Origin of the sequence: uncultured Agrobacterium sp., from assembly GCF_913777885.1 — a bacterium.
GTDB lineage: Bacteria > Pseudomonadota > Alphaproteobacteria > Rhizobiales > Rhizobiaceae > Agrobacterium.
In genome coordinates, this window is sequence record NZ_CAJYTV010000011.1 from 484,095 (window position 1) to 507,647 (window position 23,553).

Annotated in this window: 23 protein-coding genes; 5 read left to right on the forward strand and 18 right to left on the reverse strand. The window is 57.4% G+C overall.

What is annotated here, in order from left to right; genetic code table 11:
• Window positions 1–72: 72 nt before the first annotated feature.
• The 4 genes from QZ869_RS10855 to QZ869_RS10870 all read right to left on the reverse strand — a co-directional run bounded on the left by QZ869_RS10855 (window position 73) and on the right by QZ869_RS10870 (window position 4,268).
• Window positions 73–1,701, reverse strand: a complete 1,629-nt coding sequence (locus QZ869_RS10855; protein WP_296038816.1) for a CTP synthase — start codon at window positions 1,699–1,701, stop codon at window positions 73–75.
• A gap of 159 nt (window positions 1,702–1,860) precedes the next feature.
• The gene (secG, locus tag QZ869_RS10860; protein WP_296014258.1) at window positions 1,861–2,361 is read right to left on the reverse strand and encodes a preprotein translocase subunit SecG; all 501 of its coding nucleotides are present in this window, start codon (window positions 2,359–2,361) and stop codon (window positions 1,861–1,863) included.
• Between the two features lie 118 nt (window positions 2,362–2,479).
• Window positions 2,480–3,250, reverse strand: coding sequence for a triose-phosphate isomerase (gene tpiA, locus QZ869_RS10865; RefSeq protein WP_296038813.1), 771 nt, complete (start codon window positions 3,248–3,250; stop codon window positions 2,480–2,482).
• 136 nt (window positions 3,251–3,386) lie between these two features.
• Window positions 3,387–4,268, reverse strand: a complete 882-nt coding sequence (locus QZ869_RS10870) for a dienelactone hydrolase family protein (protein WP_296104512.1) — start codon at window positions 4,266–4,268, stop codon at window positions 3,387–3,389.
• 182 nt (window positions 4,269–4,450) lie between these two features.
• Here QZ869_RS10870 and parE point away from each other — a divergent pair, with 182 nt between their 5' ends.
• Window positions 4,451–6,526: a DNA topoisomerase IV subunit B gene (gene parE, locus QZ869_RS10875; RefSeq protein WP_296014250.1), complete on the forward strand. Its 2,076-nt coding sequence runs from the start codon at window positions 4,451–4,453 to the stop codon at window positions 6,524–6,526.
• A gap of 326 nt (window positions 6,527–6,852) precedes the next feature.
• Here parE and lipA read toward each other — a convergent pair whose 3' ends face one another.
• From lipA to QZ869_RS10930, 11 genes are all read right to left on the reverse strand, one after another.
• Entirely contained in the window at window positions 6,853–7,827 is a 975-nt protein-coding gene (gene lipA, locus QZ869_RS10880) for a lipoyl synthase (RefSeq protein WP_296038811.1), read from the reverse strand.
• Window positions 7,828–7,862: 35 nt separating this feature from the next.
• Window positions 7,863–8,111 carry a GlsB/YeaQ/YmgE family stress response membrane protein gene (locus tag QZ869_RS10885; RefSeq protein WP_062427373.1) on the reverse strand — a complete coding sequence of 83 codons (249 nt, stop codon included), beginning with the start codon at window positions 8,109–8,111 and terminating at the stop codon, window positions 7,863–7,865.
• A 42-nt stretch (window positions 8,112–8,153) separates the two neighbouring features.
• Window positions 8,154–8,408, reverse strand: a complete 255-nt coding sequence (locus QZ869_RS10890) for a GlsB/YeaQ/YmgE family stress response membrane protein (protein ID WP_296014248.1) — start codon at window positions 8,406–8,408, stop codon at window positions 8,154–8,156.
• A 55-nt stretch (window positions 8,409–8,463) separates the two neighbouring features.
• Complete coding sequence (gene lpdA / locus QZ869_RS10895; protein ID WP_296104514.1) at window positions 8,464–9,909, reverse strand: dihydrolipoyl dehydrogenase; 1,446 nt, start codon at window positions 9,907–9,909, stop codon at window positions 8,464–8,466.
• Window positions 9,910–9,972: 63 nt separating this feature from the next.
• Window positions 9,973–10,617, reverse strand: a complete 645-nt coding sequence (locus tag QZ869_RS10900; protein WP_296104516.1) for an SGNH/GDSL hydrolase family protein — start codon at window positions 10,615–10,617, stop codon at window positions 9,973–9,975.
• Entirely contained in the window at window positions 10,614–11,288 is a 675-nt protein-coding gene (locus tag QZ869_RS10905) for a hypothetical protein (protein WP_296104518.1), read from the reverse strand. The genes QZ869_RS10900 and QZ869_RS10905 overlap by 4 nt, the downstream gene beginning before the upstream one ends.
• 1 nt (window position 11,289) lies before the next feature.
• Complete coding sequence (locus QZ869_RS10910; RefSeq protein ID WP_296104520.1) at window positions 11,290–12,684, reverse strand: pyruvate dehydrogenase complex dihydrolipoamide acetyltransferase; 1,395 nt, start codon at window positions 12,682–12,684, stop codon at window positions 11,290–11,292.
• Between the two features lie 15 nt (window positions 12,685–12,699).
• On the reverse strand, window positions 12,700–14,127 hold the full coding sequence (locus tag QZ869_RS10915; RefSeq protein WP_296100165.1) for a pyruvate dehydrogenase complex E1 component subunit beta: 1,428 nt from the start codon (window positions 14,125–14,127) through the stop codon (window positions 12,700–12,702).
• A 17-nt stretch (window positions 14,128–14,144) separates the two neighbouring features.
• Complete coding sequence (gene pdhA, locus QZ869_RS10920; RefSeq protein ID WP_296080631.1) at window positions 14,145–15,191, reverse strand: pyruvate dehydrogenase (acetyl-transferring) E1 component subunit alpha; 1,047 nt, start codon at window positions 15,189–15,191, stop codon at window positions 14,145–14,147.
• A 152-nt stretch (window positions 15,192–15,343) separates the two neighbouring features.
• Window positions 15,344–15,661 (reverse strand): septum formation initiator family protein, encoded by a 318-nt coding sequence (locus tag QZ869_RS10925; RefSeq protein WP_296014237.1) that lies wholly within the window; start codon window positions 15,659–15,661, stop codon window positions 15,344–15,346.
• A 113-nt stretch (window positions 15,662–15,774) separates the two neighbouring features.
• The gene (locus QZ869_RS10930; protein WP_296104523.1) at window positions 15,775–16,689 is read right to left on the reverse strand and encodes an AraC family transcriptional regulator; all 915 of its coding nucleotides are present in this window, start codon (window positions 16,687–16,689) and stop codon (window positions 15,775–15,777) included.
• On the opposite strand from QZ869_RS10930, the gene QZ869_RS10935 reads away from it, so the two are divergent.
• The gene (locus tag QZ869_RS10935; RefSeq protein ID WP_296100161.1) at window positions 16,661–17,068 is read left to right on the forward strand and encodes a DUF2000 family protein; all 408 of its coding nucleotides are present in this window, start codon (window positions 16,661–16,663) and stop codon (window positions 17,066–17,068) included. The genes QZ869_RS10930 and QZ869_RS10935 overlap by 29 nt on opposite strands.
• 73 nt (window positions 17,069–17,141) lie before the next feature.
• Here QZ869_RS10935 and QZ869_RS10940 read toward each other — a convergent pair whose 3' ends face one another.
• A complete protein-coding gene (locus tag QZ869_RS10940; protein ID WP_296104525.1) occupies window positions 17,142–17,399 on the reverse strand; it encodes a hypothetical protein in 258 nt (85 codons plus the stop codon).
• A 113-nt stretch (window positions 17,400–17,512) separates the two neighbouring features.
• Window positions 17,513–18,058 carry a single-stranded DNA-binding protein gene (locus tag QZ869_RS10945; protein ID WP_296018646.1) on the reverse strand — a complete coding sequence of 182 codons (546 nt, stop codon included), beginning with the start codon at window positions 18,056–18,058 and terminating at the stop codon, window positions 17,513–17,515.
• A gap of 321 nt (window positions 18,059–18,379) precedes the next feature.
• Here QZ869_RS10945 and uvrA point away from each other — a divergent pair, with 321 nt between their 5' ends.
• A complete protein-coding gene (gene uvrA / locus QZ869_RS10950; RefSeq protein ID WP_296104528.1) occupies window positions 18,380–21,301 on the forward strand; it encodes an excinuclease ABC subunit UvrA in 2,922 nt (973 codons plus the stop codon).
• 44 nt (window positions 21,302–21,345) lie between these two features.
• Entirely contained in the window at window positions 21,346–22,146 is an 801-nt protein-coding gene (locus QZ869_RS10955; protein WP_296104531.1) for a DUF72 domain-containing protein, read from the forward strand.
• A 12-nt stretch (window positions 22,147–22,158) separates the two neighbouring features.
• Here QZ869_RS10955 and dusA read toward each other — a convergent pair whose 3' ends face one another.
• Window positions 22,159–23,190: a tRNA dihydrouridine(20/20a) synthase DusA gene (gene dusA / locus QZ869_RS10960; RefSeq protein WP_296104533.1), complete on the reverse strand. Its 1,032-nt coding sequence runs from the start codon at window positions 23,188–23,190 to the stop codon at window positions 22,159–22,161.
• 209 nt (window positions 23,191–23,399) lie between these two features.
• Here dusA and QZ869_RS10965 point away from each other — a divergent pair, with 209 nt between their 5' ends.
• Window positions 23,400–23,543 carry a hypothetical protein gene (locus QZ869_RS10965; protein ID WP_296080619.1) on the forward strand — a complete coding sequence of 48 codons (144 nt, stop codon included), beginning with the start codon at window positions 23,400–23,402 and terminating at the stop codon, window positions 23,541–23,543.
• Window positions 23,544–23,553 lie beyond the last annotated feature (10 nt).

Below are 23,553 nucleotides of genomic sequence, written 5' to 3' on the forward strand. Positions count from 1 at the left end.
AGTCCTCTTCATAAAAGCAAAAGACCGCATCGCTGCGGCCTTTCAATCTTTAATCTTGTTTCTTCCGGCCAATCAAACCAGACGGCTCCGAACCAGTGCCGCTTCGATGAAGCTTGCAAAGAGCGGATGCGGGTCTAGCGGCCGGCTCTTGAGTTCCGGGTGATACTGCACGCCAATGAACCACGGATGGTCCGGATATTCGACGGTTTCCGGCAGGAGACCATCCGGTGACATGCCGGAGAACACCAGACCGCAGCTTTCGAGGCGATCCTTGTACTCCACATTCACCTCATAACGGTGGCGGTGGCGCTCGGAGATGTCGGTTGAGCCGTAGATATCCGCAATCTTGGTATCCTTCTTCAGCGACGCCTTGTACGCGCCGAGACGCATGGTACCACCGAGATCGCCCCTTGCATTGCGCTTCTCAAGCTCATTGCCCTTGACCCACTCGGTCATGAGACCAACGACCGGCTCCTGTGTCGGACCGAATTCGGTCGAGGAGGCCTTCTCGATGCCAGCGAGGTGACGCGCCGCTTCGACAACCGCCATCTGCATGCCGAAGCAGATGCCGAAATACGGAACCTGGCGTTCGCGGGCAAACTGGGCCGCACGGATCTTGCCTTCCGAACCACGTTCGCCGAAGCCGCCCGGAACCAGAATGGCATTGACCTTTTCAAGATAGGGCGCCGGATCTTCCTTTTCGAAGACTTCCGACTCGATCCATTCAAGCTTGACCTTCACCCGGTTGGCGATGCCACCATGGTGCAGCGCTTCGATAAGCGACTTATAGGCATCCTTGAGGCCGGTATATTTGCCAACAATTGCAATCGTCACCTCGCCCTCAGGCGTGTGGATACGGTTGCAGACTTCTTCCCAATGCTCAAGACGTGGCTTCGGTGCGGGTTCGATACCAAAGGCGGCCAGAACCTCGTTGTCGAGGCCTTCCTTATGATAGGCCGTCGGTACGTCGTAGATGTTCGCAACATCGAGCGCCTGGATGACGGCGGACTGACGCACGTTGCAAAACAGCGAAAGCTTGCGACGTTCTGCCTCAGGAATTTCGCGATCTGCACGGACGAGCAGAATGTCGGGGTGAATACCAAGCGCCTGCAGTTCCTTGACGGAATGCTGCGTTGGCTTCGTCTTCAGCTCTCCTGCTGCCGGAATGTAAGGCATCAGCGTCAGGTGAAGATAGATCGCCGTACCGCGTGGCAGATCGTTGCCGAGCTGGCGGATGGCTTCCATGAAAGGCATCGCCTCAATGTCGCCGACCGTACCACCGATTTCGCAGATGACAAAATCATAGTCGTCATTGCCTTCGGTGACGAAATCCTTGATCTCGTTGGTCACATGCGGAATGACCTGGACCGTCGCGCCGAGATAATCGCCGCGGCGTTCCTTATCGATGATGTTTTTGTAGATACGACCCGTGGTGATGTTGTCGGTCTTGGTTGCGGAGCGCCCGGTAAAGCGTTCGTAGTGGCCAAGATCGAGATCCGTCTCCGCGCCGTCATCGGTCACGAAAACCTCGCCGTGCTGGGTGGGGCTCATGGTGCCGGGATCGACATTGAGGTAGGGGTCGAGTTTGCGAAGCCGCACCCGATATCCACGGGATTGCAACAACGCTCCGAGTGCCGCGGCCGCAATGCCCTTCCCAAGGGAGGATACCACGCCGCCTGTGATGAATACATATCGCGCCATGGGAGTCACCGCTTACCTTTTAATAGATGATTCCGCCAGTCCCAATTTCATTGATCGCGAAATCATCTGTTGATGACGCGTGGACGCTGATCCGGAATCTAAACAAAAGAAAACCGGCAGGCTTTTCAGCCTGCCGGATTGTTGATCGTCGACTGAGCCTTATTGGCCGGTCGGAACGCCATTGTTGTTGGCGGGAGCCGGTTGCTGCGCCGGTGCAGCCGGAGCGGCAGCGCCGCCCTCAGCCGGTGCTGCTGGCGTCGTCGTTGCCGGTGCCTGCTGTTGTGCAGGTGCCTGGTTGGACGCACCATTGGTCGCGGACGGAACGCCATTATTGGCTGGCGCCTGCGAAGGCGTCGTCGACGACGGTCCGAGCGTATCGAGAATGCCGTTACCCTGACCTTGCTGTGCCGGAATACGGTTCAGGATGTCGGTCGGACGCGATTCGTAACGTGTCAGGAGACCAAGGCCGAGGGATGTCGCGAAGAACAGGGCAGCGAGGATCGCCGTTGTGCGGGTCAGCGCGTTAGCGGTACCGCGCGCGGACATGAAGCCCGAACCGCCGCCAATACCGAGGCCACCGCCTTCGGAGCGCTGGATCAGCACCACGCCGACAAGCGCCAGCACGATCATGAGGTGAATAACAATCAGTACGTTCTGCATGACAATCCATTCCATGCCCCATCAGGAGCACAATGAAGAAGTTTGCGGCTCTTTACATGAGGCGAAAGCGTATTCCAAGCCCCCGGGGACCGAAAGCCTGGCAGCTTTTCTGAAAAAATCAGGCCGTCAACTGCTCGTAAGCTGCATAGATGGACAGGAAGTCGGACGCTTTCAAGCTCGCACCGCCGATCAGCGCGCCATCAACATTCTCGATGCCCATTAGCTCCAGGGCGTTGGACGGCTTGACTGAGCCACCATACAAAATGCGCATGCCCTTGCCCTCGCCGCCGAAGCGCTTGACGAGTTCATCACGCATGAAGGCGTGGGCTTCTCGCACGTCATCAACGGTTGGAGTCAGCCCTGTTCCGATCGCCCAAACGGGCTCATAGGCAATCACCGTGTTGGCGGCGGTCGCGTCATCAGGCAAGGAGCCATCAAGCTGACGCTTCAGCACGTCAAGCGTCTGGCCGGATTCGCGCTGCTCTGCCGTCTCGCCAATGCAGATGATGGCGATGAGATCGGCCGCATAGGCAGAACTGGCCTTAGCGCGCACCAGGTGGTCCGTCTCAGCATGGTCGGTGCGGCGCTCGGAGTGTCCCACGATCACATGTGTGCCGAAGCAATCCGCAATCATTTCCGCAGAAATGTCGCCCGTATGAGCGCCGGACGCATTCTGGTGGCAATCCTGCGCGCCGATTTTCAAAGGGCTGTCTTCGCAAAGCGCAGTCGCGACATAGAGCAGCGTCGAAGGCGGGCAGATCAGCGCCTCGACCTTTTCCGCAATCGGTCCCTTTACCCCTTCGGCCATCGCCTTGATCTGATCGAGCGAGGCGCGCGTTCCGTTCATCTTCCAGTTTCCAGCGACGAGCGGGCGAATATCTGGGGTCATAGAGCAGTCGTTCCTCTTGATTGTTTGCGGGTTCTTCTCAAATAACAGCGATAGGAAATTGGATGAAAAAGCAAGGTTTCGGTTCGAAATTTGGTGAATTTCGTACAAACCCTGTCTTGAGCGATGGTAATTCAGCCTAATGCACGAGGATCCAGTTAAGAACCGCGCGCCAGTCGGTCATGCGGACTGGCGTTCCATGGGTGCCTGTCTGGAAAAGCGTGAAGCGTGTCGGCACACCGGCCTTCAACAGCGCCTGGAAAATAGAGGCCTGCTGATCGGCGGAATACACCTTGTCCAAGCTTCCATGCGTAAAATAAACGGGCTTCTTCGCCTTTATCAATGCGCTCTTGGAAAAATCGGGGTCTACCGCGCCGCCGAGAATAACCATCCCCTTAAGGTCGCCAGCTGCGATCGCATCGCGGCTGATGCCGTAGCAAATGAAGCTCCCCATGGAAGCACAGGCCAGAATGACAGGCTTGCCACCGGATTTCGCTTTGGCATCGGCAATCAGCGCCGCGACGTTGGCAACACCGTTCTCATCGAAACTTTTGACACTGGGCGCATAATACGTACCGCCATTTTCAACAGCCAAGTTCTTCAGCCGGTTGAAGTTGCCACCGAACGTATAGTCTTTCATGCCAAGCCGACGATCCCCACCCCGGCCGTGTATGAAAATCACTGTAAACGCCTGGCCGCTCGCCCGTCCGACGCGTCCCACATCGATAGAGCGTCCTCCGACGGAAATCGTTTCCAGCTCTTGGAGGCTTTTCGGCGCGAGATCGACATATTGCCGTTTTACTCGCTGCTCTGGGATTTCGTCCCGCCCGTTGATATCGCGCAGTTCCTGATACTCGATAACCTGCGACGAACCGTTATCCGAGGTGGACAACACGGTCTGAGCGGAAAACAGATCGTCCTTGAAAGGTTTCAGCGGGCCGCCGCTGGTTTGAGCGCTGGCGGGCATCGCTGCAACAGAGAGGCAGAAAAGAGTACAAAAGGTGAAAAGAGCTGTGGACATGCCTTGAGGAACCGTTTCATTTGCGCCACAAGTCTTGCCATCCGGGCTGCCGCAACGCAATCCTTTACGGTAAAGCACCAGCCCTTTGTACCCTGCTTGAGTAGCATGACACGTAAACCGGTGTCTGTATCCTGTCTGCTCGCATGGACAAAATCCGGGCAAAATCTGATTGAACTGGACCTATGGACGATAGCAACGATCTTTTCTCAGGCCTCCCGTCAGCAAGCCGCGCTGAAGCAGAACCGCGGGAAGCTGCACACGCAGCAGCACCGGCTGCGAAGGCGGTCGCGCAGCCGAAAGCGGCACCTGCCCCAGTCACTTCATCAAGCGATGATTACGGTGCATCGTCTATCCGCGTTCTGGAAGGTCTCGAACCAGTACGCATGCGTCCCGGCATGTATATTGGCGGCACGGACGAAAAAGCGCTGCACCACCTTTTTGCCGAAGTCATCGATAACTCGATGGACGAGGCGGTCGCGGGACACGCCAACTTCATCGAAGTGCATCTTGATGCCGAAGGCTTCCTGACGGTCAGCGATAACGGTCGCGGTATCCCCGTCGAAAACCATCCACAAGTGCCGGGCAAGTCCACGCTCGAGGTCATCATGACCAAGCTGCATGCAGGCGGCAAATTTGATGGCAAAGCCTATGAAACCTCCGGCGGTCTGCACGGTGTCGGCGTATCCGTCGTCAACGCGCTGTCCGACGTGTTGGAGGTGGAAGTGGCGCGTAATCGCAAGCTTTATCGCCAGCGTTTTTCGCGCGGCATTCCGCAAGGTCCTCTTGAAGAACTGGGCGATGTTCACAATCGCCGGGGAACGCGTGTGCGCTTCCATCCGGATGCGCAGATCTTCGGCGAGCACGCCAAGTTCGAAGCGGCCCGCATCTTCCGTATGGCGCGCTCCAAGGCTTATCTCTTTGGCGGCGTCGAAATCCGCTGGAGCTGCGATCCGGGCCTCGTGCCCGCTGGCGGCGAAATTCCGGAAAAAGCCGTCTTCCATTTCCCAGGTGGCTTGAAGGATTATCTCTCCGCCACATTGGGCAAGGACTTTACCGTTACCCGCGAAATCTTTTCAGGGAGAACGGAAAAGACCGGCGGTCACGGCGCGCTGGAATGGGCAGTCACTTGGTATGGCGGCGACAGCCAGATTCATTCCTATTGCAACACCATCCCGACACCTGAGGGCGGCACACACGAAGCTGGCCTTCGCATTGCACTGACTAAAGGCCTGAAGAACTATGCCGAACTGACGCAGAACAAGCGTGCCCGTGAAATCACCACCGATGACGTGATGATTTCGGCGGTCGGCATGCTGTCCGTCTTCATTCGTGAGCCGGAATTCGTCGGCCAGACCAAAGATAAACTCGCCACCGTCGAAGCCCAGCGCATCGTGGAGAACGCGCTGCGCGATCCCTTCGATCATTACCTCGCCGGCAATCCAAACGAAGCGGCCAAGCTTCTGGACTGGGTGATCGAGCGTTGCGAGGAGCGTCTGCGCCGTCGCAAGGAAAAAGAGGTCAACCGCAAGACTGCAGTGCGCAAGCTGCGCCTACCAGGCAAGCTGGCTGACTGCTCGCAGAACACCGCCGAAGGCGCTGAACTCTTCATAGTCGAGGGTGACTCGGCTGGTGGCTCCGCCAAGCAGGCGCGCAACCGCGCCAACCAGGCAATCCTGCCGCTGCGCGGCAAGATCCTGAACGTCGGAAGTGCCAGCCGTGAAAAGCTTTCCGCCAACCAGCAGATCGCCGATCTCATCCAGGCGCTGGGCTGCGGCACGCGCACCAAATACCGCGACGAAGATTTGCGTTACGAACGTATCATCATCATGACCGATGCCGACGTGGACGGCGCGCATATCGCCTCGCTGCTGATCACCTTCTTCTATCAGGAAATGCCAGAACTGATCCGCGGCAGCCACCTCTATCTGGCCGTTCCGCCCCTCTACAAGATCACGCAAGGCTCGAAGTCCGCCTATGCACGCGACGACGTTCACCGCGCGGAATTGATGGAGACGGAGTTCAAGGGCCGCGGCAAAATCGAAATCAGCCGCTTCAAAGGCCTTGGCGAAATGCTGCCAGCACAGCTAAAGGAAACCACCATGGATCCGTCCAAGCGCACCCTACTGCGCGTGGAAATCGACGACGTGGATTTCGAAGGCACGCGGGAAGCGGTGGATAACCTGATGGGAACAAAGGCGGACGCTCGCTTCCGCTTCATTCAGGACCGCGCAGCCTTTGCGGAGAACCTGGATATCTGATCGCTACCGGGACTAGACTTCCGGAAAGCATGAAGTGCCTTTGCGATCAAAGGCTCACGGCAAAGGATCACCCCTGCATCGTCATGGTCGCCCCTCGGATCAAGTCCGAGGAGACCAGGTCATTCATAATGCCATTGAAAACATGGACCCTGGGTCAAGCTCAAGGATGCCGCAGAACGGCTGAGGACGTGGCCGATGCATAGACTCAAAAAGGTAAAGCGCCATGCGTCCAATAAGACGCACGGCGCTCTAACTGTCAAAATCAACTTGAAACTTCGGATCCACCTCACAAAGCTCATGGCCCAACGCTCGAAAGCGCTGGACAATCACTCGGCGGCAGCCAGGAGCTTCTTCTCACGATTGGCGCGCAGGCGTTCAAAGTCATCGCCAGCGTGATGCGACGAGCGCGTAAGAGGGCTGGAGGAGACCATCAGGAAGCCCTTTGTGTAGGCAACCGTTTCGTAGGACTTGAACTCTTCAGGGGTCACGAAGCGTTCCACCTTGTGATGCTTGCGCGTCGGCTGCAAATACTGGCCAATCGTCAGGAAGTCGACATCGGCGCTGCGAAGGTCGTCCATCAGCTGCAGGACTTCGTTCCGCTCTTCGCCAAGACCTACCATGATGCCGGACTTGGTGAACATCGTGGGGTCCAGTTCCTTCACCCGTTGCAGCAGACGAACGGAGTGGAAGTAACGTGCGCCTGGACGAACGGTCAGGTAGTTGCCGGGAACCGTTTCCATATTGTGGTTGAAAACGTCGGGCTTGGCGGCAACAACGCGCTCCAGCGCACCGGGCTTTTTCAGGAAATCAGGCGTCAGGATTTCAATGGTCGTGTTCGGCGAAGCGGCACGGATTGCCCATATCACCTTTTCGAAATGCTCGGCGCCACCGTCTGAGAGGTCATCGCGGTCGACCGAAGTGATGACGACGTGGCTGAGGCCCATCTGCTTGACGGCCTTGGCAACGTTTTCCGGCTCATTGAGATCAAGCGGATTGGGCTTGCCGGTCGAGACGTTGCAGAAGGCGCAGGCGCGCGTGCAGATCTCGCCCATGATCATGAAGGTCGCGTGCTTCTTTTCCCAGCACTCGCCGATATTTGGACAGCCTGCTTCTTCGCACACCGTCACCAGCTTGTGGCTGCGAACCAGTTCGCGCGTCTCATGGTAGCCCTTGGAGGTAGGCGCCTTGACGCGAATCCATTCCGGCTTGCGCGCCACTTCCGTGTCGGGCTTATGGGCCTTTTCCGGATGGCGGATACGCTTTTCGTCCGGCTGGGACATCCTGTCGAGAATAGTGACCATGAGAGAAACCTGCTTCTGCCGCTTCTAAAGCGGCTCTAACGCCTGACGAGCTTGGCGAGGAATAACAGAAGGCTTGCGCCCAGAAAAGACGTGACGAAGTAGCCGAGGCGGCTGTCTTCCACAAACACGTCGAATGTGCGCAATACCGCAACGGCGACGACGGAGCCGACAATGCCCAGCACAATGTTCATGAAGATGCCAAAACGCATATCCATGAGCTTGCCCGCAAGCCAGCCCGCAAGGCCGCCGATAATGATGGCAGCAATCCAGCCCACACTTTCCATCCGCAATCCCTTTCTTCAACCCGCCGCTTTGCAAAAGCCTGCCTAGGCAATGAGCCTTGCAATCAGCGTGACGATGATAGCACCCACCGTCGCATGAATGATCTGCACCACCAGAGCGTTTTCAATACCAAGCGAAATGCCGAAAGCATTGAACAGATAGCCGCCGACAAATGCGCCGATCACGCCACTCAAGAGGCAACCGATCAATCCGCCGCCGCCAACGATGAGGCTGGCGAGGAAACCGGCCACCAGGCCGATTAGCAGGAAAACAACCCAAGCTTCCGTAACAATCGACATGATCATTCTCCCTTGATGTCGCTCCCTCAGAGAGTGGGAGCGACGAGAGCAATTATCAAGCGTTCAACACACGTCCGTAAGCGTCCAGCACGCTTTCCTTCATCATTTCCGACAGGGTCGGATGCGGGAAGATAGTATGCATCAACTCCTCTTCCGTCGTCTCAAGGTTCATCGCCACGACGAAGCCCTGAATGAGTTCAGTCACTTCCGCGCCCACCATATGTGCGCCGATCAACTCGCCGGTCTTCTTGTCGAAGATGGTCTTGACCATGCCTTGGTCTTCACCAAGCGCGATGGCCTTGCCATTGGCAGCAAAGGAGTAGCGGCCGACGCGGATTTCACGTCCCTGCTCTTTCGCTTTGGCTTCCGTCAGACCGACCGATGCGACCTGAGGATTGCAGTACGTGCAGCCCGGGATCTTGGCTTTATCCATCGGGTGTACGCCCGGGACGCCCGCTATCTTTTCGATGCAGATAACGCCTTCATGCTCTGCCTTGTGGGCAAGCATTGGAGGACCGGCGACATCGCCAATGGCGTAGAGGCCTGGAACGTTTGTCTTGCCGTAACCGTCGATGACAACACAGCCACGATCCGTCTTTACGCCAAGTGCTTCAAGACCGAGATTCTCGATATTGCCCTGAACGCCGACAGCCGAAATCAGACGATCCGCGGTGATCTGCTGGACCTTGCCGTCCTTGGTCTCGACATGGGCGGTGATCGAATTCGAGCCCTTTTCGACCTTAGAAACCTTGGCTTCGGTGATGATCTTCAGGCCGCGCTTCTCAAGCTGTTTGCGAGCGAAAGTCGAGATTTCCGCGTCTTCCACCGGCATGATGTTGGCCATCAGCTCGACCACTGTCACGTCCACGCCCATCGAGCGATAGAAGGAGGCGAATTCGATACCGATTGCGCCCGACCCCATGACAACGATGGACTTCGGCATGAAGTCCGGCTTCATCGCCTCGAAGTAGGTCCAGATCAGCTTGCCATCCGGTTCGATGCCGGGCAGCGCACGCGGACGCGCGCCAGTCGCGACGATGATGTGCTTGGCCGTATAAGTGCCCTCACCCAGAACACCCTTCGGAACCGGGTTCTGCGGCTGAACGATCGGCTTGGAAATTTTGCCAACGACAATCTCATTCGGCTTGGTGAGCTTGGCTTCACCCCAGATGACGTCGATCTTGTTCTTCTTCATCAGAAAGGCGACGCCGCCATTCAGGCGAGCGGACACGCCTCGCGAACGGGCGACAACTTCCTTCACATCCGCGCTGATCGTTCCCTCCAGCTTCAGGCCGTAATTCTTCGCGTGATGGGCGTTGTCGAGCACTTCGGCAGAACGCAGAAGCGCCTTGGTGGGAATGCAGCCCCAGTTGAGGCAGATACCGCCAAGATGTTCGCGCTCGACGATCGCCGTCTTCAGGCCGAGTTGTGCCGCACGGATTGCCGTAACGTAACCGCCGGGACCGGAGCCGATGATGATGACGTCGTAAGATTGAGCCATTCTATGTCCTGCCTTTATCTCTTTGACGGCGACTAGTCCGCCGCTGCGTCAATCGAATTCAAATCAGATTCCAAGCAACATGCGCACCACGGGCTCAAGCCCGCGTCCCAGCGCACGTGTATTTTCAGCGTCCAGATGAACGCCATCGAGGGGTGTCGTCACCGCAACAGAGGCAGCATCGAAAAAGGCACAACCCTTGTCGTCTGCGAGATCGCGATAGAGCGATCCCATCATCTTCGACTGTTCGATGGCACCCGCATACATCGCCGCAAACATCTCGTTGCCGGTTTCACAAATATGCGGCGGCGAAACGATCAGGATCTCCGGCTCGTCCTGATCCTCGAAGGACCAGGCGTGATGCCGGATGAGGCTTACCAGCCGTTCCACACCCTTGACAGCACCAACTGCAGAGCCAGCACTGATGCCGCGCTTCAGATCATTGGTGCCGAGCATGATGATGACGAGATCGAGCGGCGCATGGCTGTGCAGGATCGTCGGCAGCAGCGTTGCACCATTGCGGTCGCAATCGGCCAGATGATCGTCATAGGCGGTGGTGCGCCCATTCAAGCCTTCGGCAATGACATTGACCTCACCGCCCAGCGCCTTTTGCAGCACGCTTGGCCAGCGGTCTTCAAAGGCATGACGACCAAGATTTTCAGCGTCGTATCCCCATGTCAGGCTGTCGCCGTAGCAAAGAACGGTTTTCACGTAACGACTCCATTCCTGCAACCCGCCACCTGGGCTCCCATCCTGTGGAACGATAGAATGAGAAAGCAGATCGCCAAGCCAACAACTCCACCGAAACTTTCGAAAAAGCCGACATTCTCAGTCAACACTCTCGCACCGATCAATCCCAGGAGACTGGCCACGGGCAAAAAGAACAAAGCGGTAAAAAGATACCTCTCCAACCGGCCAGGAGTTCCCGCGACGCCAGCGATGCGCATTGCCCACCAATACACAGCTAAAACGGGGACAAGGACTGCACCCGTCGCCAACATATAGGTCCGATCAACGAGTTGAACGATACCACTTGCAGAACCAACTTGGATCACCACCCAACAGAACGCCAGAAGCACCACCAAAACAGCCGAAACAATCCCCATACCCAAATTAACGGTGTGAGATGCATTCTCTCTGAGCTGCGCGACCGTTGTCACAAATATCAACACCGTAGCCAAGGCCAAAGCATTTCCAAAAACCAGGACGATATCGGCAGTCTCATGTCGTACCGACGGATCGATCGGCATCGTGGAGAGAGCCGCCACCAAGCCGATCATCCCAGCCATCAGAGAAAAAACCGCAGCACGAGCCGATATCTTTGCCGCGCGAGACGGCGATACGTGAATATCGGACTTCTTTGCCACGGTCTTCAGGTACATTTTACACCAGCATCGACATCGGGCTTTCGATGTAGCGCTTGAAGGCGGAAGCGAGTTCCGCGCCGAGCGCGCCATCGATGACGCGGTGGTCGAAGGCGAAGGTCGCTGTCATCACCGTGCCGACTTCGATCTTGCCGCCGCGAACGACAGGCTTCTCGACGCCAGCGCCGATGGAGACGATCGAAGCCTGCGGCAGGTTGACGATTGAGGTGAAGGACGAAACGCCGAACATGCCAAGGTTAGACACCGATGTGGTGCCGCCCTGGTATTCTTCCGGCTTCAGCTTCTTGTCACGCGCACGCTTGGCAAGATCCTTGACCTCGTTGGAGATAGCCGAAAGCGACTTCTCCTCGGCCTTGCGGACGATCGGCGTGATCAAGCCATCCGGGATCGACACGGCAACGCCGACATCGGCATGCTTGTGCAGAACGCGGGCAGTAGACGTCCAGGAAGCATTCGCCATCGGGACGTCACGCAGCGCAAGCGCCATCGCCTTGATGATGAAGTCGTTGACGGAGAGCTTGAAGGCCGGAACCTCGCCCTTCTCGGTCTTCTTCACCGGTGCGGATGCATTGATCTCCGCACGAAGCTTCAGCATCGCATCGAGTTCGCATTCCATCGACACCGTGTAGGACGGAACCGTCTGGGTCGACTCGGTCAAGCGCGAGGCAATGGTCTTGCGCATGCCGTCATGCGGCAGAAGCTCGTAGGAGCCTTCGGCAAACAGCTTGAGAACGCTGTCGTCCGACGGACCCTTGGCAGCGGCGGGAGCCGGACCAGCCGACGATGCAGATGCCTGTGCAGCAGCCGGTGCAGCCTTTGCGCCACCGGAAGCGACTGCCTTTTCAACGTCAGACTTGACGATGCGGCCATGCGGGCCGGAGCCGGATACAGCAGACAGATCAAGACCGGCATCCTTTGCCATGCGGCGTGCCAAGGGCGAGGCAAAAAGGCGCTCGCCCGACTTGGACACAGGTGCAGGCGTTGAAGGTGCAGCCGCCTGATCTGCAACCGGCTTGTCAGCCTTGGGAGCCGCTTCAGACTTCTCTTCCTTCGGGGCCTCGGCCTTGACTTCCTGCTTGGGAGCATCAGCCTTCGCTTCAGACTTTGCAGGAGCAGCATCGCCACCCTTTGCCGCGTCAGCCACGTCTTCGCCTTCGCCGGCGAGGATGGCGATCAAGGCATTGACCTTGACCGCTTCCGTACCGGCCGGGACCACGATCTTGGCGACCGTACCCTCGTCCACGGCTTCCACTTCCATGGTCGCCTTGTCGGTTTCAATTTCGGCAATCACGTCGCCGGGAGCAACCTTGTCGCCTTCCTTGACCAGCCACTTGGCCAGATTGCCCTCTTCCATCGTCGGCGAAAGGGCAGGCATGGTGATGTTGATAGGCATCGAAACGCCCTCCCCTTACTTGTAGCAGACGGCTTTGACAGCCTGGATGACTTCGTCAACGTTCGGCAGAGCCAGCTTCTCCAGGTTTGCAGCGTAAGGCATCGGAACGTCCTTACCGGCAATCGTCAGAATCGGCGCATCGAGATAATCGAAGGCAGCGCGCTGAACCTGGTTGGAGATGAAATCACCGACCGATGACTGTGGGAAGCCTTCCTCAACCGTGACCAGACGGCCGGTCTTCTTGACGGATTCGATAACCGTCGGAAGATCCATCGGGCGGATGGTGCGAAGGTCGATCAACTCGACATCGATGCCTTCCTTTTCCAGCTCGGCGACCGCCTTGACCGCATAGGTCATGCCGATACCGAAGGAAACGATGGTTGCGTCCTTGCCCTTGCGGTGAATGCGCGCCTTGCCGATCGGCAGGACGAAATCATCCAGCTTCGGCACTTCGAAGCTCTGACCGTACAGGATTTCGTTTTCGAGGAAGATGACCGGATTTGGATCGCGGATCGCAGCCTTCAAAAGACCCTTGGCGTCGGCTGCCGTGTAGGGCATGACGACCTTGAGACCCGGAATGTGGCTGTACCAAGCGGCATAGCACTGCGAGTGCTGAGCTGCCACGCGGGCAGCAGCGCCCGACGGACCGCGGAACACCATCGGTGCGCCCATCTGACCGCCAGACATATAGAGCGTCTTGGCAGCAGAGTTGACGATCTGGTCGATTGCCTGCATGGCGAAGTTGAACGTCATGAACTCGACGATCGGCTTCAGGCCGGTCATGGCAGCGCCGACGCCGATACCGGCAAAGCCGTGCTCGGTAATCGGCGTATCGATAACGCGCTTGGCGCCGAATTCCTGCAGCAACCCTTGAGTGATCTTGTACGCGCCCTGGTATTCGGCAACTTCTTCGCCCATGACGAAGACGTTTTCGTCAGAGCGCATTTCTTCGGCCATGGCGTCGCGAAGAGCTTCGCGCACGGTCTGGGTGGCGAACTCGGTGCCTTCCGGAATATCCGGATCGGCAGCAACTTCGATCTTGGGTGCAGCAGGTGCCTTTGCCGTTTCCTTCGCGGCGGAAGGCTCTTCGCTGGCTTCGCGGGTCTTGCCGCCGGCGGCGTCAGAACCGGAGCTTGCAGCTTCGGCCTTCGGCGCTTCCTTCTTGGGTGCTGCGGAAGACGACAGATCGTCAGCGCTCTCACCTTCCTGAAGGAGAACGGCGATCGCCGTATTCACCTTTACGTTTTCGGTGCCGGCGTCGATCAGGATCTTACCGATAACGCCTTCGTCCACGGCTTCGACTTCCATCGTCGCCTTGTCAGTCTCGATTTCCGCGATCACGTCGCCGGAGGTGACCTTGTCACCTTCCTTTTTCAACCATTTGGAAAGCGTGCCCTCCTCCATGGTCGGGGAAAGGGCGGGCATAAGAATTTCTACTGGCATTGTTTTCCCTTTCCCGATCAGAGCAGAATGTCGGTGTAAAGCTCGGATACATCCGGCTCTGGATCGTTCTGGGCAAAGTCGGCGCTGTCGGCCACGATGTCACGGACATCCTTGTCGATCGCCTTCAACTCGTCTTCGCTCGCCCAGCCCTGTTCCATAAGCCGCGCCTTGACCTGCTCGATCGGGTCCTGCTCGGAGCGCATCTTCTGCACTTCTTCCTTGGAACGATACTTGGCCGGGTCGGACATGGAGTGACCCCGATAACGGTAGGTCAGCATTTCCAGGATGATCGGCCCCTTGCCGGAACGGCAATGTTCAAGCGCTTCGTCCGCAGCAGCCTTGACAGCGCGCACATCCATGCCGTCCACCTGAACGCCGGGGATGCCGAAACCGGAGCCGCGCAGCGAGTAGTTCGACTGTGCCGTGGCACGACTGGTCGAGGTACCCATGGCGTAACGGTTGTTCTCAACGATGTAGATGATCGGAAGCTTCCAGAGAGCAGCCATGTTGAAGCTCTCATAGACCTGGCCCTGGTTCGCAGCGCCGTCACCGAAATAAGTGACCGACACATTGTCGTTGCCGCGATACTTGTTGGCGAAGGCAAGACCGGTTCCGAGCGAAACCTGCGCACCGACAATGCCGTGGCCGCCGTAGAAATGCTTCTCCTTGGAGAACATGTGCATCGAGCCGCCCTTGCCCTTGGAAAGGCCGCCGCGACGTCCGGTCAATTCGGCCATGACGCCGCGCGGGCTCATGCCAGCAGCCAACATGTGGCCGTGGTCACGATATGCGGTAATCACCTGATCGCCTTCCTTCTGCGACATCTGCATACCAACGACAACGGCCTCCTGGCCGATGTAGAGGTGACAGAAACCGCCGATGAAGCCCATGCCATAAAGCTGGCCGGCCTTTTCTTCGAAGCGACGGATGAGCAGCATCTCGCGATACGCGTGGAGTTCTTCGTCCTTGCCGAAATCCGGAGAATTCTTGCCGGTAAATTCCTTGGCAGGCGTCTTTGCCGTTGTCTTGCGGCCGGATACAGACGCGTTTTTGCGCGGCGCCATTCATCCCTCCCTGAGTTGAATTAGAATGGTTGGATCGGCGCGTAACATATTCAAGAAAGGCCGCCACAGCAATGCCATAAACGCATGGCACATATTCTAAGTAAACGACTGTATTTAAAAATAAATTTCATGATTAACCAAAATCGGGTTAATCACATATATCCGTTCATGATGACGATTTCGTTCGGCTTTGACATATTCAACTGGTAACGCGAAATCTCGTCGATCATATCTCGCTCAAGCGAACCATCGCTCATCAATTCCACCTGCCGCTCAAGCGCCACACGAGTCTTGACGATCTTGTCGCGCTCGGCTGTCCGCGCAATGCGCTGACGCTCAAGCCGCTCCATCGCTTCCAGTCCGAAATCACCATGGATGGAATGATAGCCGAAATAGGAAAGAAAGGCGACCGTGATCGCTGGAACAACCAGACGGCCAAACCGTCTTTTTTTGTGATGCTTCGTCCACATACTCTGAAAAACTGCCTTCAAACGCGCTACTGGAATCACAATAGCCGCATTTGCTTAACCATCCGTTGACCGTGTTTTCGGCATGTCCAACAGCATAGGAAAGACCGCAATTCTCAGTCATCGCAACCCTGCAGCGCCAACCACCGGCCGGGCGTCATTCCGAACGCGTCGCGAAAATGCCGCGTGAAATGGGCCTGATCCGCAAAACCTGCTTCCACTGCAGCGCCCGCCAGACTGTTGCCCGCTAACAGCAGCTGCTTTGCCTGCCCCAGGCGGCGCATCACGAGATAGCGGTGCGGGCTGGTGCCCAGAACCTGCCTGAAATGCCGCGCCAAAGCGTATCGATTCAGCCCGGTGATCTCCTCCAGCGTAGCAGATCGCACCGGCTCATCACTATGGCTGAGAAGAAAGTCACGCGCCTGTAAGACTGCCGATTGCGCGACCTTGCTAACCCGCTTGCGAGGTTCTCCCGCTTCATAAGCCAGAATCATCCCGATCCGTTGAATGGCGTCGTCCTTGGCCAGATCATCCGGCTCGTGCTCGAGGTCCGACAGAATGTAGGCGAGCGCACGGGACAGCTCCGCATTGGCAACAACAGGATCTGGCACGAATGGCAATGAGCGAGAATACCCATCAATAGCACCGATCAACTCAGGCGGCATGTAGACCATGCGATAGATCAGCCCGTCAGCGGTTCCAGCTGCGCCATCGTGAACTTCATCAGGATGCAGCACGATCACGTTTCCCGGCATGCTAAAACGTTCGACCCCGCGATATCGGAAGGTCTGAACGCCATGCAGCGTCAGCCCCAAGGCGTAGGTGTCGTGTCGATGCGGCGTGAAGCCGTTGCCATGAAACCGCACCTCGACCCGCTCGATCCCTCTACTTTCCGCAACAACGCGCACGCCGGGCTGAAATTCCACGCACGAACGTTCAAGACCCAGCGCCCGCTGCACCGCTAGTTGCTCGATGTCCTCGATACCTTCAAAGGAGTAAGACATGTTTGACACCAAAATCGCGATCATCATTCGCGATGACCTTGCCACGTGGCAAAAGCTAAACGTCACCGCTTTTCTGACAAGCGGTATCATCGCTCAATCGCCCGCGATCATCGGCGAAGCATATCGGGATGCCGCTGATAATGTCTACAATCCGATGTCCATCCAGCCTATCGTGGTTCTGACCGCTGACCAAGAGACACTAAGAACCATCCACCGGCGAACGCTGGAGCGAAATGTCACGGCATCAGCCTACATCGAAGAGATGTTCACAACGGGTCACGATGCGGCCAATCGAGAGGTCTTTGCCAGGTTCACTCCGGACAATGCCAAGCTCGTTGGTCTCGCGTTGCGGTCCGATAAGAAGATCGTCGACAAGACTTGCAAGGGTGCGAAGATGCATCCCTGATGCCTCCCATGAAAGTCGCCGCTCGGTGACTGGACCTAATTAAGCGCGCACGGGAGTTAAGGAACGAATGAGCTCACCGCTTCGCCTTCAGCAAACGCTTCCAGATCGTGCCACCGAGATATTTGTTGAACACAACAAAATAGGCGACAATGGAGGCGAAGAAGACGACGGCCGATAGGCCGTTCAACTCGAAGCCGTTTTCCGTGCGGCCGCCAAGGATCGAGGCGACGAGGAAGCCCAGCAGCCAGAATGCCGTGAAGAAATCTAGGATAAAGGCCAGGACGATCCGCCAGGCGGCGGGTTGCGGGGAAGGTGACGTCTGGTCTGGCATATTTGTGTCCTTCAATGACTGAAGAAATAAGGGGCAGCGTAACCGCCACCCCTTCATATTGTCTTATCAATTGTCATGAGCACGCAAAACAACGCGCGCCTCAACCGCCGTCATCAAAACGGGATATCATCGTCCAGATCGTTGGAAAAGTTGCCGCCGGACGACTGGCCGCCGCGTGATGAACCGCCGCCACGGGAAGGCTGTTGGTCGTAACCACCACTGCTGCCGCCGCCATAGGAGCCGCCGCCGCTGCCGTACTCGCCACCGCCGCCGAAGTCTCCGCCACGGCCACCGCCGCCGCCTTCGCCGCGACCGTCAAGCATGGTCAGTGTCGAGTTGAAGCCCTGAAGAACGATTTCCGTCGAGTAACGGTCGTTGCCGGTCTGGTCCTGCCATTTGCGGGTCTGCAGCGCGCCTTCGATGTAGAGCTTGGCACCCTTCTTGACGTATTGCTCGACGACTTTGCAGAGGCCTTCATTGAAGACGACGACCGTGTGCCATTCCGTCTTTTCCTTGCGCTCGCCCGAGTTGCGGTCACGCCAGCTTTCCGATGTCGCAATGCGCAGGTTGGCGATTGGTCGGCCATCCTGCGTGCGGCGAATTTCCGGATCAGCGCCGACATTTCCGACCAGAATAACCTTGTTTACGCTGCCAGCCATATTTATCTTCCTGTCTGCCGAACGTCATGAACGGCATTTTTCCTGTTCAAAAGTCCCGCGCACCATAGACCATCGCCTACCGCGATGGGCAGCGAATGGAACGACAATCCACAAGGAATGTTCTTGCCAACGGGCACGGTTGCAATGCGTTCCTTTTTTGTTCTATTAAGGCGTGAAGAGTGAGTCAAGCAGATCAAGAAGCGTTAGCGGGCAAAGACGTGCCCGGCAGTATTATCGCAGAGCGCCGATCACCTCGACACGCCGTTCGCGATAATGACATAAGATTTATCCGTCCCAACATCCTAAGCCCAGAGCCTTGTCATGAGTGAATTGAAGACGATTTCCATCCGCGGCGCGCGCGAGCATAATCTCAAGGGAATCGACCTTGATCTGCCGCGCAACAAGCTGATCGTCATGACGGGCCTATCTGGTTCCGGCAAGTCGTCACTGGCTTTCGACACCATCTACGCCGAGGGCCAACGCCGTTACGTTGAGAGCCTTTCGGCCTATGCGCGCCAGTTCCTGGAGATGATGCAAAAGCCGGATGTCGATCAGATCGAGGGATTGTCGCCGGCAATTTCCATCGAGCAGAAAACGACCTCCCGCAATCCGCGTTCGACTGTCGGAACTGTAACGGAAATATACGATTACATGCGCCTTCTCTTTGCGCGTGTCGGCGTTCCCTATTCGCCTGTTACGGGCCTGCCGATCGAGAGCCAGACAGTCAGCCAGATGGTGGATCGCATCCTCGCATTTGAGGAGGGAACACGGCTCTACATCCTCGCGCCGATGGTGCGAGGACGAAAGGGCGAGTACAAGAAGGAACTCGCTGAGCTGATGAAGAAAGGCTTTCAGCGCGTTAAGGTGGATGGCCAGTTCTACGAGATCGCCGACGTTCCGGCGCTAGACAAGAAGTACAAGCACGATATCGACGTGGTGGTGGACCGCGCCGTGGTGCGCCCGGACATGGCTGCGCGGCTGGCCGACAGCCTTGAGACATGCTTGAAGTTGGCAGACGGTCTGGCTGTGGCGGAATTTGCCGACAAGCCGTTGCCGCCAGGAGAAACATCTGCCGGCGGTTCTGCCAATAAGTCTCTGAATGAGACGCATGAGCGCGTATTGTTTTCGGAAAAGTTCGCCTGCCCGGTCTCCGGCTTTACCATTCCCGAGATCGAACCGCGCCTTTTCTCCTTCAACAACCCTTTTGGTGCTTGCCCGACCTGCGATGGGCTTGGTTCGCAGCAAAAGGTGGATGAGGCGCTTATCGTGCCGGAGCCTGCGCGCACGCTGAAAGATGGCGCTATTGCGCCGTGGGCCAAGTCCTCATCGCCTTACTATAACCAGACACTGGAAGCGCTGGGTAAAGCCTTCGGTTTCAAGCTTTCCAGCCGCTGGAACGACCTGACGGATGCTGCTAAAAAAGCGATCCTGAAAGGAACCGACGAGAAGATCGAGTTCCAGTATCAGGACGGTGCCCGCTCCTACAAAACGGTTAAGAATTTCGAGGGCATCGTCCCTAATCTCGAGCGTCGCTGGAAGGAAACCGACAGCGCCTGGGCGCGCGAGGAAATCGAGCGTTACATGTCTGCCGCCCCCTGCCCGGCCTGCGCCGGTTATCGGCTCAAGCCCGAGGCATTGGCAGTCAAGATCAACAAGCTGCATATCGGCGAAGTGACTGAAATGTCGATCAAGGTCGCCCGCGACTGGTTCGAAGGCCTGCCGGAAAAGCTGAACGCCAAGCAGAATGAAATCGCCGTTCGCATTCTGAAGGAAATCCGCGAGCGTCTGCGCTTCCTGAACGATGTTGGTCTTGATTATCTCAGCCTGTCGCGCAATTCGGGCACGCTTTCCGGCGGTGAAAGCCAGCGTATCCGACTTGCGTCGCAGATCGGCTCCGGTCTGACCGGCGTTCTTTACGTTCTGGACGAGCCCTCTATCGGCTTGCACCAGCGCGATAATGCTCGTTTGCTGGAAACGCTGAAGCATCTGCGCGATATCGGCAATACCGTGATCGTTGTCGAACATGACGAGGACGCCATTCTGACGGCAGACTACGTGGTCGATATTGGCCCCGCTGCCGGCATTCATGGCGGCCAGGTTATTGCCGAGGGCACGCCGCAGGAGGTGATGGCCAACCCGAACTCGCTGACGGGCAAGTACCTTTCCGGCGAAATGGGCGTTCCTGTTCCAGCCGAACGGCGCAAGCCGAAGAAGGGCAAGGAGATCAAGGTCGTTGGCGCGCGTGGCAACAATCTGAAGAACGTCACAGCCTCCGTACCGCTCGGCGTCTTCACAGCTGTCACCGGCGTATCGGGCGGCGGCAAGTCCACCTTCCTGATCGAAACGCTCTACAAGTCTGCCGCACGCCGCGTCATGGGCGCGCGCGAGATTCCGGCAGAACACGATCGCATCGATGGCTTCGAGTTTATCGACAAGGTCATCGACATCGACCAGTCGCCGATCGGTCGTACACCACGCTCCAACCCGGCCACCTATACCGGCGCCTTTACGCCTATTCGTGACTGGTTCGCCGGTCTGCCGGAGGCGAAGGCCCGTGGCTATGCGCCGGGTCGCTTCTCCTTCAACGTCAAGGGTGGGCGTTGCGAAGCCTGCCAGGGCGATGGCGTGATCAAGATCGAGATGCACTTCCTGCCGGATGTCTATGTCACCTGCGATGTCTGCCACGGTAAGCGCTATAATCGCGAAACACTCGACGTAACCTTTAAGGGCAAATCTATCGCCGATGTGCTTGATATGACGGTGGAGGAAGGCGTGGAGTTCTTTGCCGCCGTGCCTGCCGTGAGGGACAAGCTGCAGTCGCTTTTCGACGTTGGGCTCGGCTACATCAAGGTTGGCCAGCAGGCCAACACGCTATCAGGCGGTGAAGCCCAGCGCGTCAAGCTTGCCAAGGAATTGTCCAAGCGCTCGACTGGCCGGACGCTCTACATCCTCGATGAACCGACGACCGGCCTGCATTTCCACGATGTGAAGAAGCTTCTGGAAATGCTGCATGAGCTGGTCAATCAGGGCAACTCTGTCGTGGTCATAGAGCACAATCTCGAGGTCATCAAGACGGCCGACTACATCATCGATATCGGCCCGGAGGGCGGCACCGGCGGTGGTGAGGTCGTGGCAGCCGGCACGCCCGAGCAGATCGTCAAGGAGAAGCGCTCCTACACCGGCCAGTTCCTGAAAGAGCTGCTGGAGCGCCATCCGGAAAAGAATATTCAGGCGGCGGAGTGATCCGCCCCCTTCACATGGCAATTTCGCGTTGATTGGAGAGACGGATGAGCAAGTCGGCAACGATCCGCGCCGGTATCGGCGGCTGGACCTTCGATCCTTGGGAAGGCACGTTCTATCCTGAGAAGCTCACCAAGAAGCGCCAGTTGGAATATGCAGGCTCCAAGTTGAAGGCGATCGAGGTGAACGGCACCTATTATGGCAGCCAGAAACCCGCGACCTTCGCCAAATGGGCGTCCGAAGTGCCGGATGGTTTCATTTTCTCGCTGAAGGCCAGTCGTTTTGTTACCAATCGCAAGGTTCTGGCCGAAGCAGAGGAATCGATGACGAAGTTCCTGACACAGGGGCTGACCGAACTTGGCGATCATCTCGGCCCGATCCTCTGGCAGTTCGCGCCGACCAAAAAATTCGAGCCTGACGACTTTGCCGCTTTCCTCGCCTTGTTGCCGGAAAAGCAGGATGGGTTACGATTGCAGCATGTCGTTGAGGTGCGCAATGACAGCTTCCAGGTACCCGAATTCATCGAGCTTCTGGCAAAGCATAACGTCGCGGTGGTTTGCGCCGATCATCACGATTATCCTATGCTGCCGGATGTGACGGCGGATTTCGTCTATTGCCGTCTGCAAAAGGGCGAGGACGATATCAAGACCTGCTATCCGGAAAAAGACGTGAAGGCGTGGAGCGAGCGCCTTAAGACTTATGCATCTGGCGGCGCGCCCGATGATCTTCCGATGATAGCGCCGGACAGGAAAGCCAAGAAGACGCCGCGCGATGTTTTTGCGTTCTTCATTACCGGCGGCAAGGTCAACGCGCCGAACGGTGCTCAGTTGCTGCAGACCCTCGTCTGACCCTACTCTAGATCACGCTTCAATGGCCACCGGCGCTCGATCGAAGTCGATTGCATCAAAAGCAACGGCAATGACTTCGGACCCAGCGCCGGGCTTCGTCGCGTCGCTGGAGAGGATTTGCCGGAAGCGCCGTGCGCCTGGCAATCCCTGAAACAGACCGACCATATGGCGGGTGACGTGGTTCAGCCGTCCGCCCTTGGCGATATAGTCGTCCGCATAGACCATCATCGCATCGCGCAAGCCGCCGGTGTCGAGATCGCGAGACGGCTCGCCATAGATCCGGTGATCCACATCCGCAAGAATCGAGGTGTTGTGGTAGGCAGCCCGCCCTAGCATCACGCCATCCATATGTTTCAGATGCTCTTCCGCCTGATCGAGATCGGTTATGCCGCCATTGATTCCAATGAAAAGATCGGGAAACTGCTTCTTCATACGATAGGCCAACTGGTAATCCAGCGGCGGTACTTCGCGGTTCTCTTTGGGCGAAAGTCCCTGGAGCCATGCCTTTCGGGCGTGGATCCAGACGGCGTCGGCACCTGCATTAACCATCCGTGCAATGAAATCTGGAAGCACCGCTTCCGGCTCCTGATCATCCACGCCTATCCGGCATTTGACCGTAACGGGCACCGTCGCCACAGCCTTCATCGCCTCGACACAAGCCGCAACAGTTTCAGGCTCACGCATCAGGCACGCACCAAAGGTCCCGGATTGGACGCGGTCCGAAGGGCAGCCGACATTGAGATTGATCTCGTCGTAGCCATAATCCGAGGCGATCCTGACGGCCTCGGCAAGCTTGCCGGGATCGGAACCACCAAGTTGCAGCGCCACCGGATGCTCCTGGGGATGATAGTCCAGCAGCTTGTCGCGCTTGCCATGGATGATGGCATCGGCCACGATCATCTCGGTATAGAGCAGCGCGTGCTGCGAGAGCTGACGATGGAGGAAGCGGCAACGCGTATCCGTCCAGTCGATCATCGGTGCGACAGCGAAGACTTTCCCACGCGCGTAGTGCGAAGCGCCGTCCATGTGTTGAGAAGTCGTCATCATAATCGTCCGCCAATCCCTGCTTGCCGTCTCTCCGCTGCTGGACACAAAGATGTCGCCGCTTCGGAAGGATGGCGTTTTGCGTCCATATAGGCCGGAATGGCTGCGCGTTCCACCCGCCGGCTTTTCAAAAATACTATGTGCGCAGCGCAACCTTCAACCACAAGCATGGTTCGAGGGCCGTTGTCCAAAGATAGCGGGAGATGTTGATGAGTGAAAAGACCGACGAGAAATCTCTCTACTGGACCATTGTCGGCGCAGACAGCAACACCAACGCGGGGCTTGGTCGGCTTCTGAGCGTGATCTTAGCCTTCAACATCGTGGGTGGTTGTCTGGTCTGGCTTCTGTCTTAACCGTAAGAGA

Excerpts from the sequence above, each read along its gene's own strand:
- QZ869_RS10855 (WP_296038816.1), bottom strand. The coding sequence starts at position 1,701 with ATGGCGCGATATGTATTCATCACAGGCGGCGTGGTATCCTCCCTTGGG.
- secG (WP_296014258.1), bottom strand. The coding sequence starts at position 2,361 with ATGCAGAACGTACTGATTGTTATTCACCTCATGATCGTGCTGGCGCTT.
- tpiA (WP_296038813.1), bottom strand. The coding sequence starts at position 3,250 with ATGACCCCAGATATTCGCCCGCTCGTCGCTGGAAACTGGAAGATGAAC.
- QZ869_RS10870 (WP_296104512.1), bottom strand. The coding sequence starts at position 4,268 with ATGTCCACAGCTCTTTTCACCTTTTGTACTCTTTTCTGCCTCTCTGTT.
- parE (WP_296014250.1), top strand. The coding sequence starts at position 4,451 with ATGGACGATAGCAACGATCTTTTCTCAGGCCTCCCGTCAGCAAGCCGC.
- lipA (WP_296038811.1), bottom strand. The coding sequence starts at position 7,827 with ATGGTCACTATTCTCGACAGGATGTCCCAGCCGGACGAAAAGCGTATC.
- QZ869_RS10885 (WP_062427373.1), bottom strand. The coding sequence starts at position 8,111 with ATGGAAAGTGTGGGCTGGATTGCTGCCATCATTATCGGCGGCCTTGCG.
- QZ869_RS10890 (WP_296014248.1), bottom strand. The coding sequence starts at position 8,408 with ATGTCGATTGTTACGGAAGCTTGGGTTGTTTTCCTGCTAATCGGCCTG.
- lpdA (WP_296104514.1), bottom strand. The coding sequence starts at position 9,909 with ATGGCTCAATCTTACGACGTCATCATCATCGGCTCCGGTCCCGGCGGT.
- QZ869_RS10905 (WP_296104518.1), bottom strand. The coding sequence starts at position 11,288 with ATGTACCTGAAGACCGTGGCAAAGAAGTCCGATATTCACGTATCGCCG.
- QZ869_RS10910 (WP_296104520.1), bottom strand. The coding sequence starts at position 12,684 with ATGCCTATCAACATCACCATGCCTGCCCTTTCGCCGACGATGGAAGAG.
- QZ869_RS10915 (WP_296100165.1), bottom strand. The coding sequence starts at position 14,127 with ATGCCAGTAGAAATTCTTATGCCCGCCCTTTCCCCGACCATGGAGGAG.
- pdhA (WP_296080631.1), bottom strand. The coding sequence starts at position 15,191 with ATGGCGCCGCGCAAAAACGCGTCTGTATCCGGCCGCAAGACAACGGCA.
- QZ869_RS10925 (WP_296014237.1), bottom strand. The coding sequence starts at position 15,661 with ATGTGGACGAAGCATCACAAAAAAAGACGGTTTGGCCGTCTGGTTGTT.
- QZ869_RS10935 (WP_296100161.1), top strand. The coding sequence starts at position 16,661 with ATGTTTGACACCAAAATCGCGATCATCATTCGCGATGACCTTGCCACG.
- QZ869_RS10930 (WP_296104523.1), bottom strand. The coding sequence starts at position 16,689 with ATGATGATCGCGATTTTGGTGTCAAACATGTCTTACTCCTTTGAAGGT.
- QZ869_RS10940 (WP_296104525.1), bottom strand. The coding sequence starts at position 17,399 with ATGCCAGACCAGACGTCACCTTCCCCGCAACCCGCCGCCTGGCGGATC.
- QZ869_RS10945 (WP_296018646.1), bottom strand. The coding sequence starts at position 18,058 with ATGGCTGGCAGCGTAAACAAGGTTATTCTGGTCGGAAATGTCGGCGCT.
- uvrA (WP_296104528.1), top strand. The coding sequence starts at position 18,380 with ATGAGTGAATTGAAGACGATTTCCATCCGCGGCGCGCGCGAGCATAAT.
- QZ869_RS10955 (WP_296104531.1), top strand. The coding sequence starts at position 21,346 with ATGAGCAAGTCGGCAACGATCCGCGCCGGTATCGGCGGCTGGACCTTC.
- dusA (WP_296104533.1), bottom strand. The coding sequence starts at position 23,190 with ATGACGACTTCTCAACACATGGACGGCGCTTCGCACTACGCGCGTGGG.
- QZ869_RS10965 (WP_296080619.1), top strand. The coding sequence starts at position 23,400 with ATGAGTGAAAAGACCGACGAGAAATCTCTCTACTGGACCATTGTCGGC.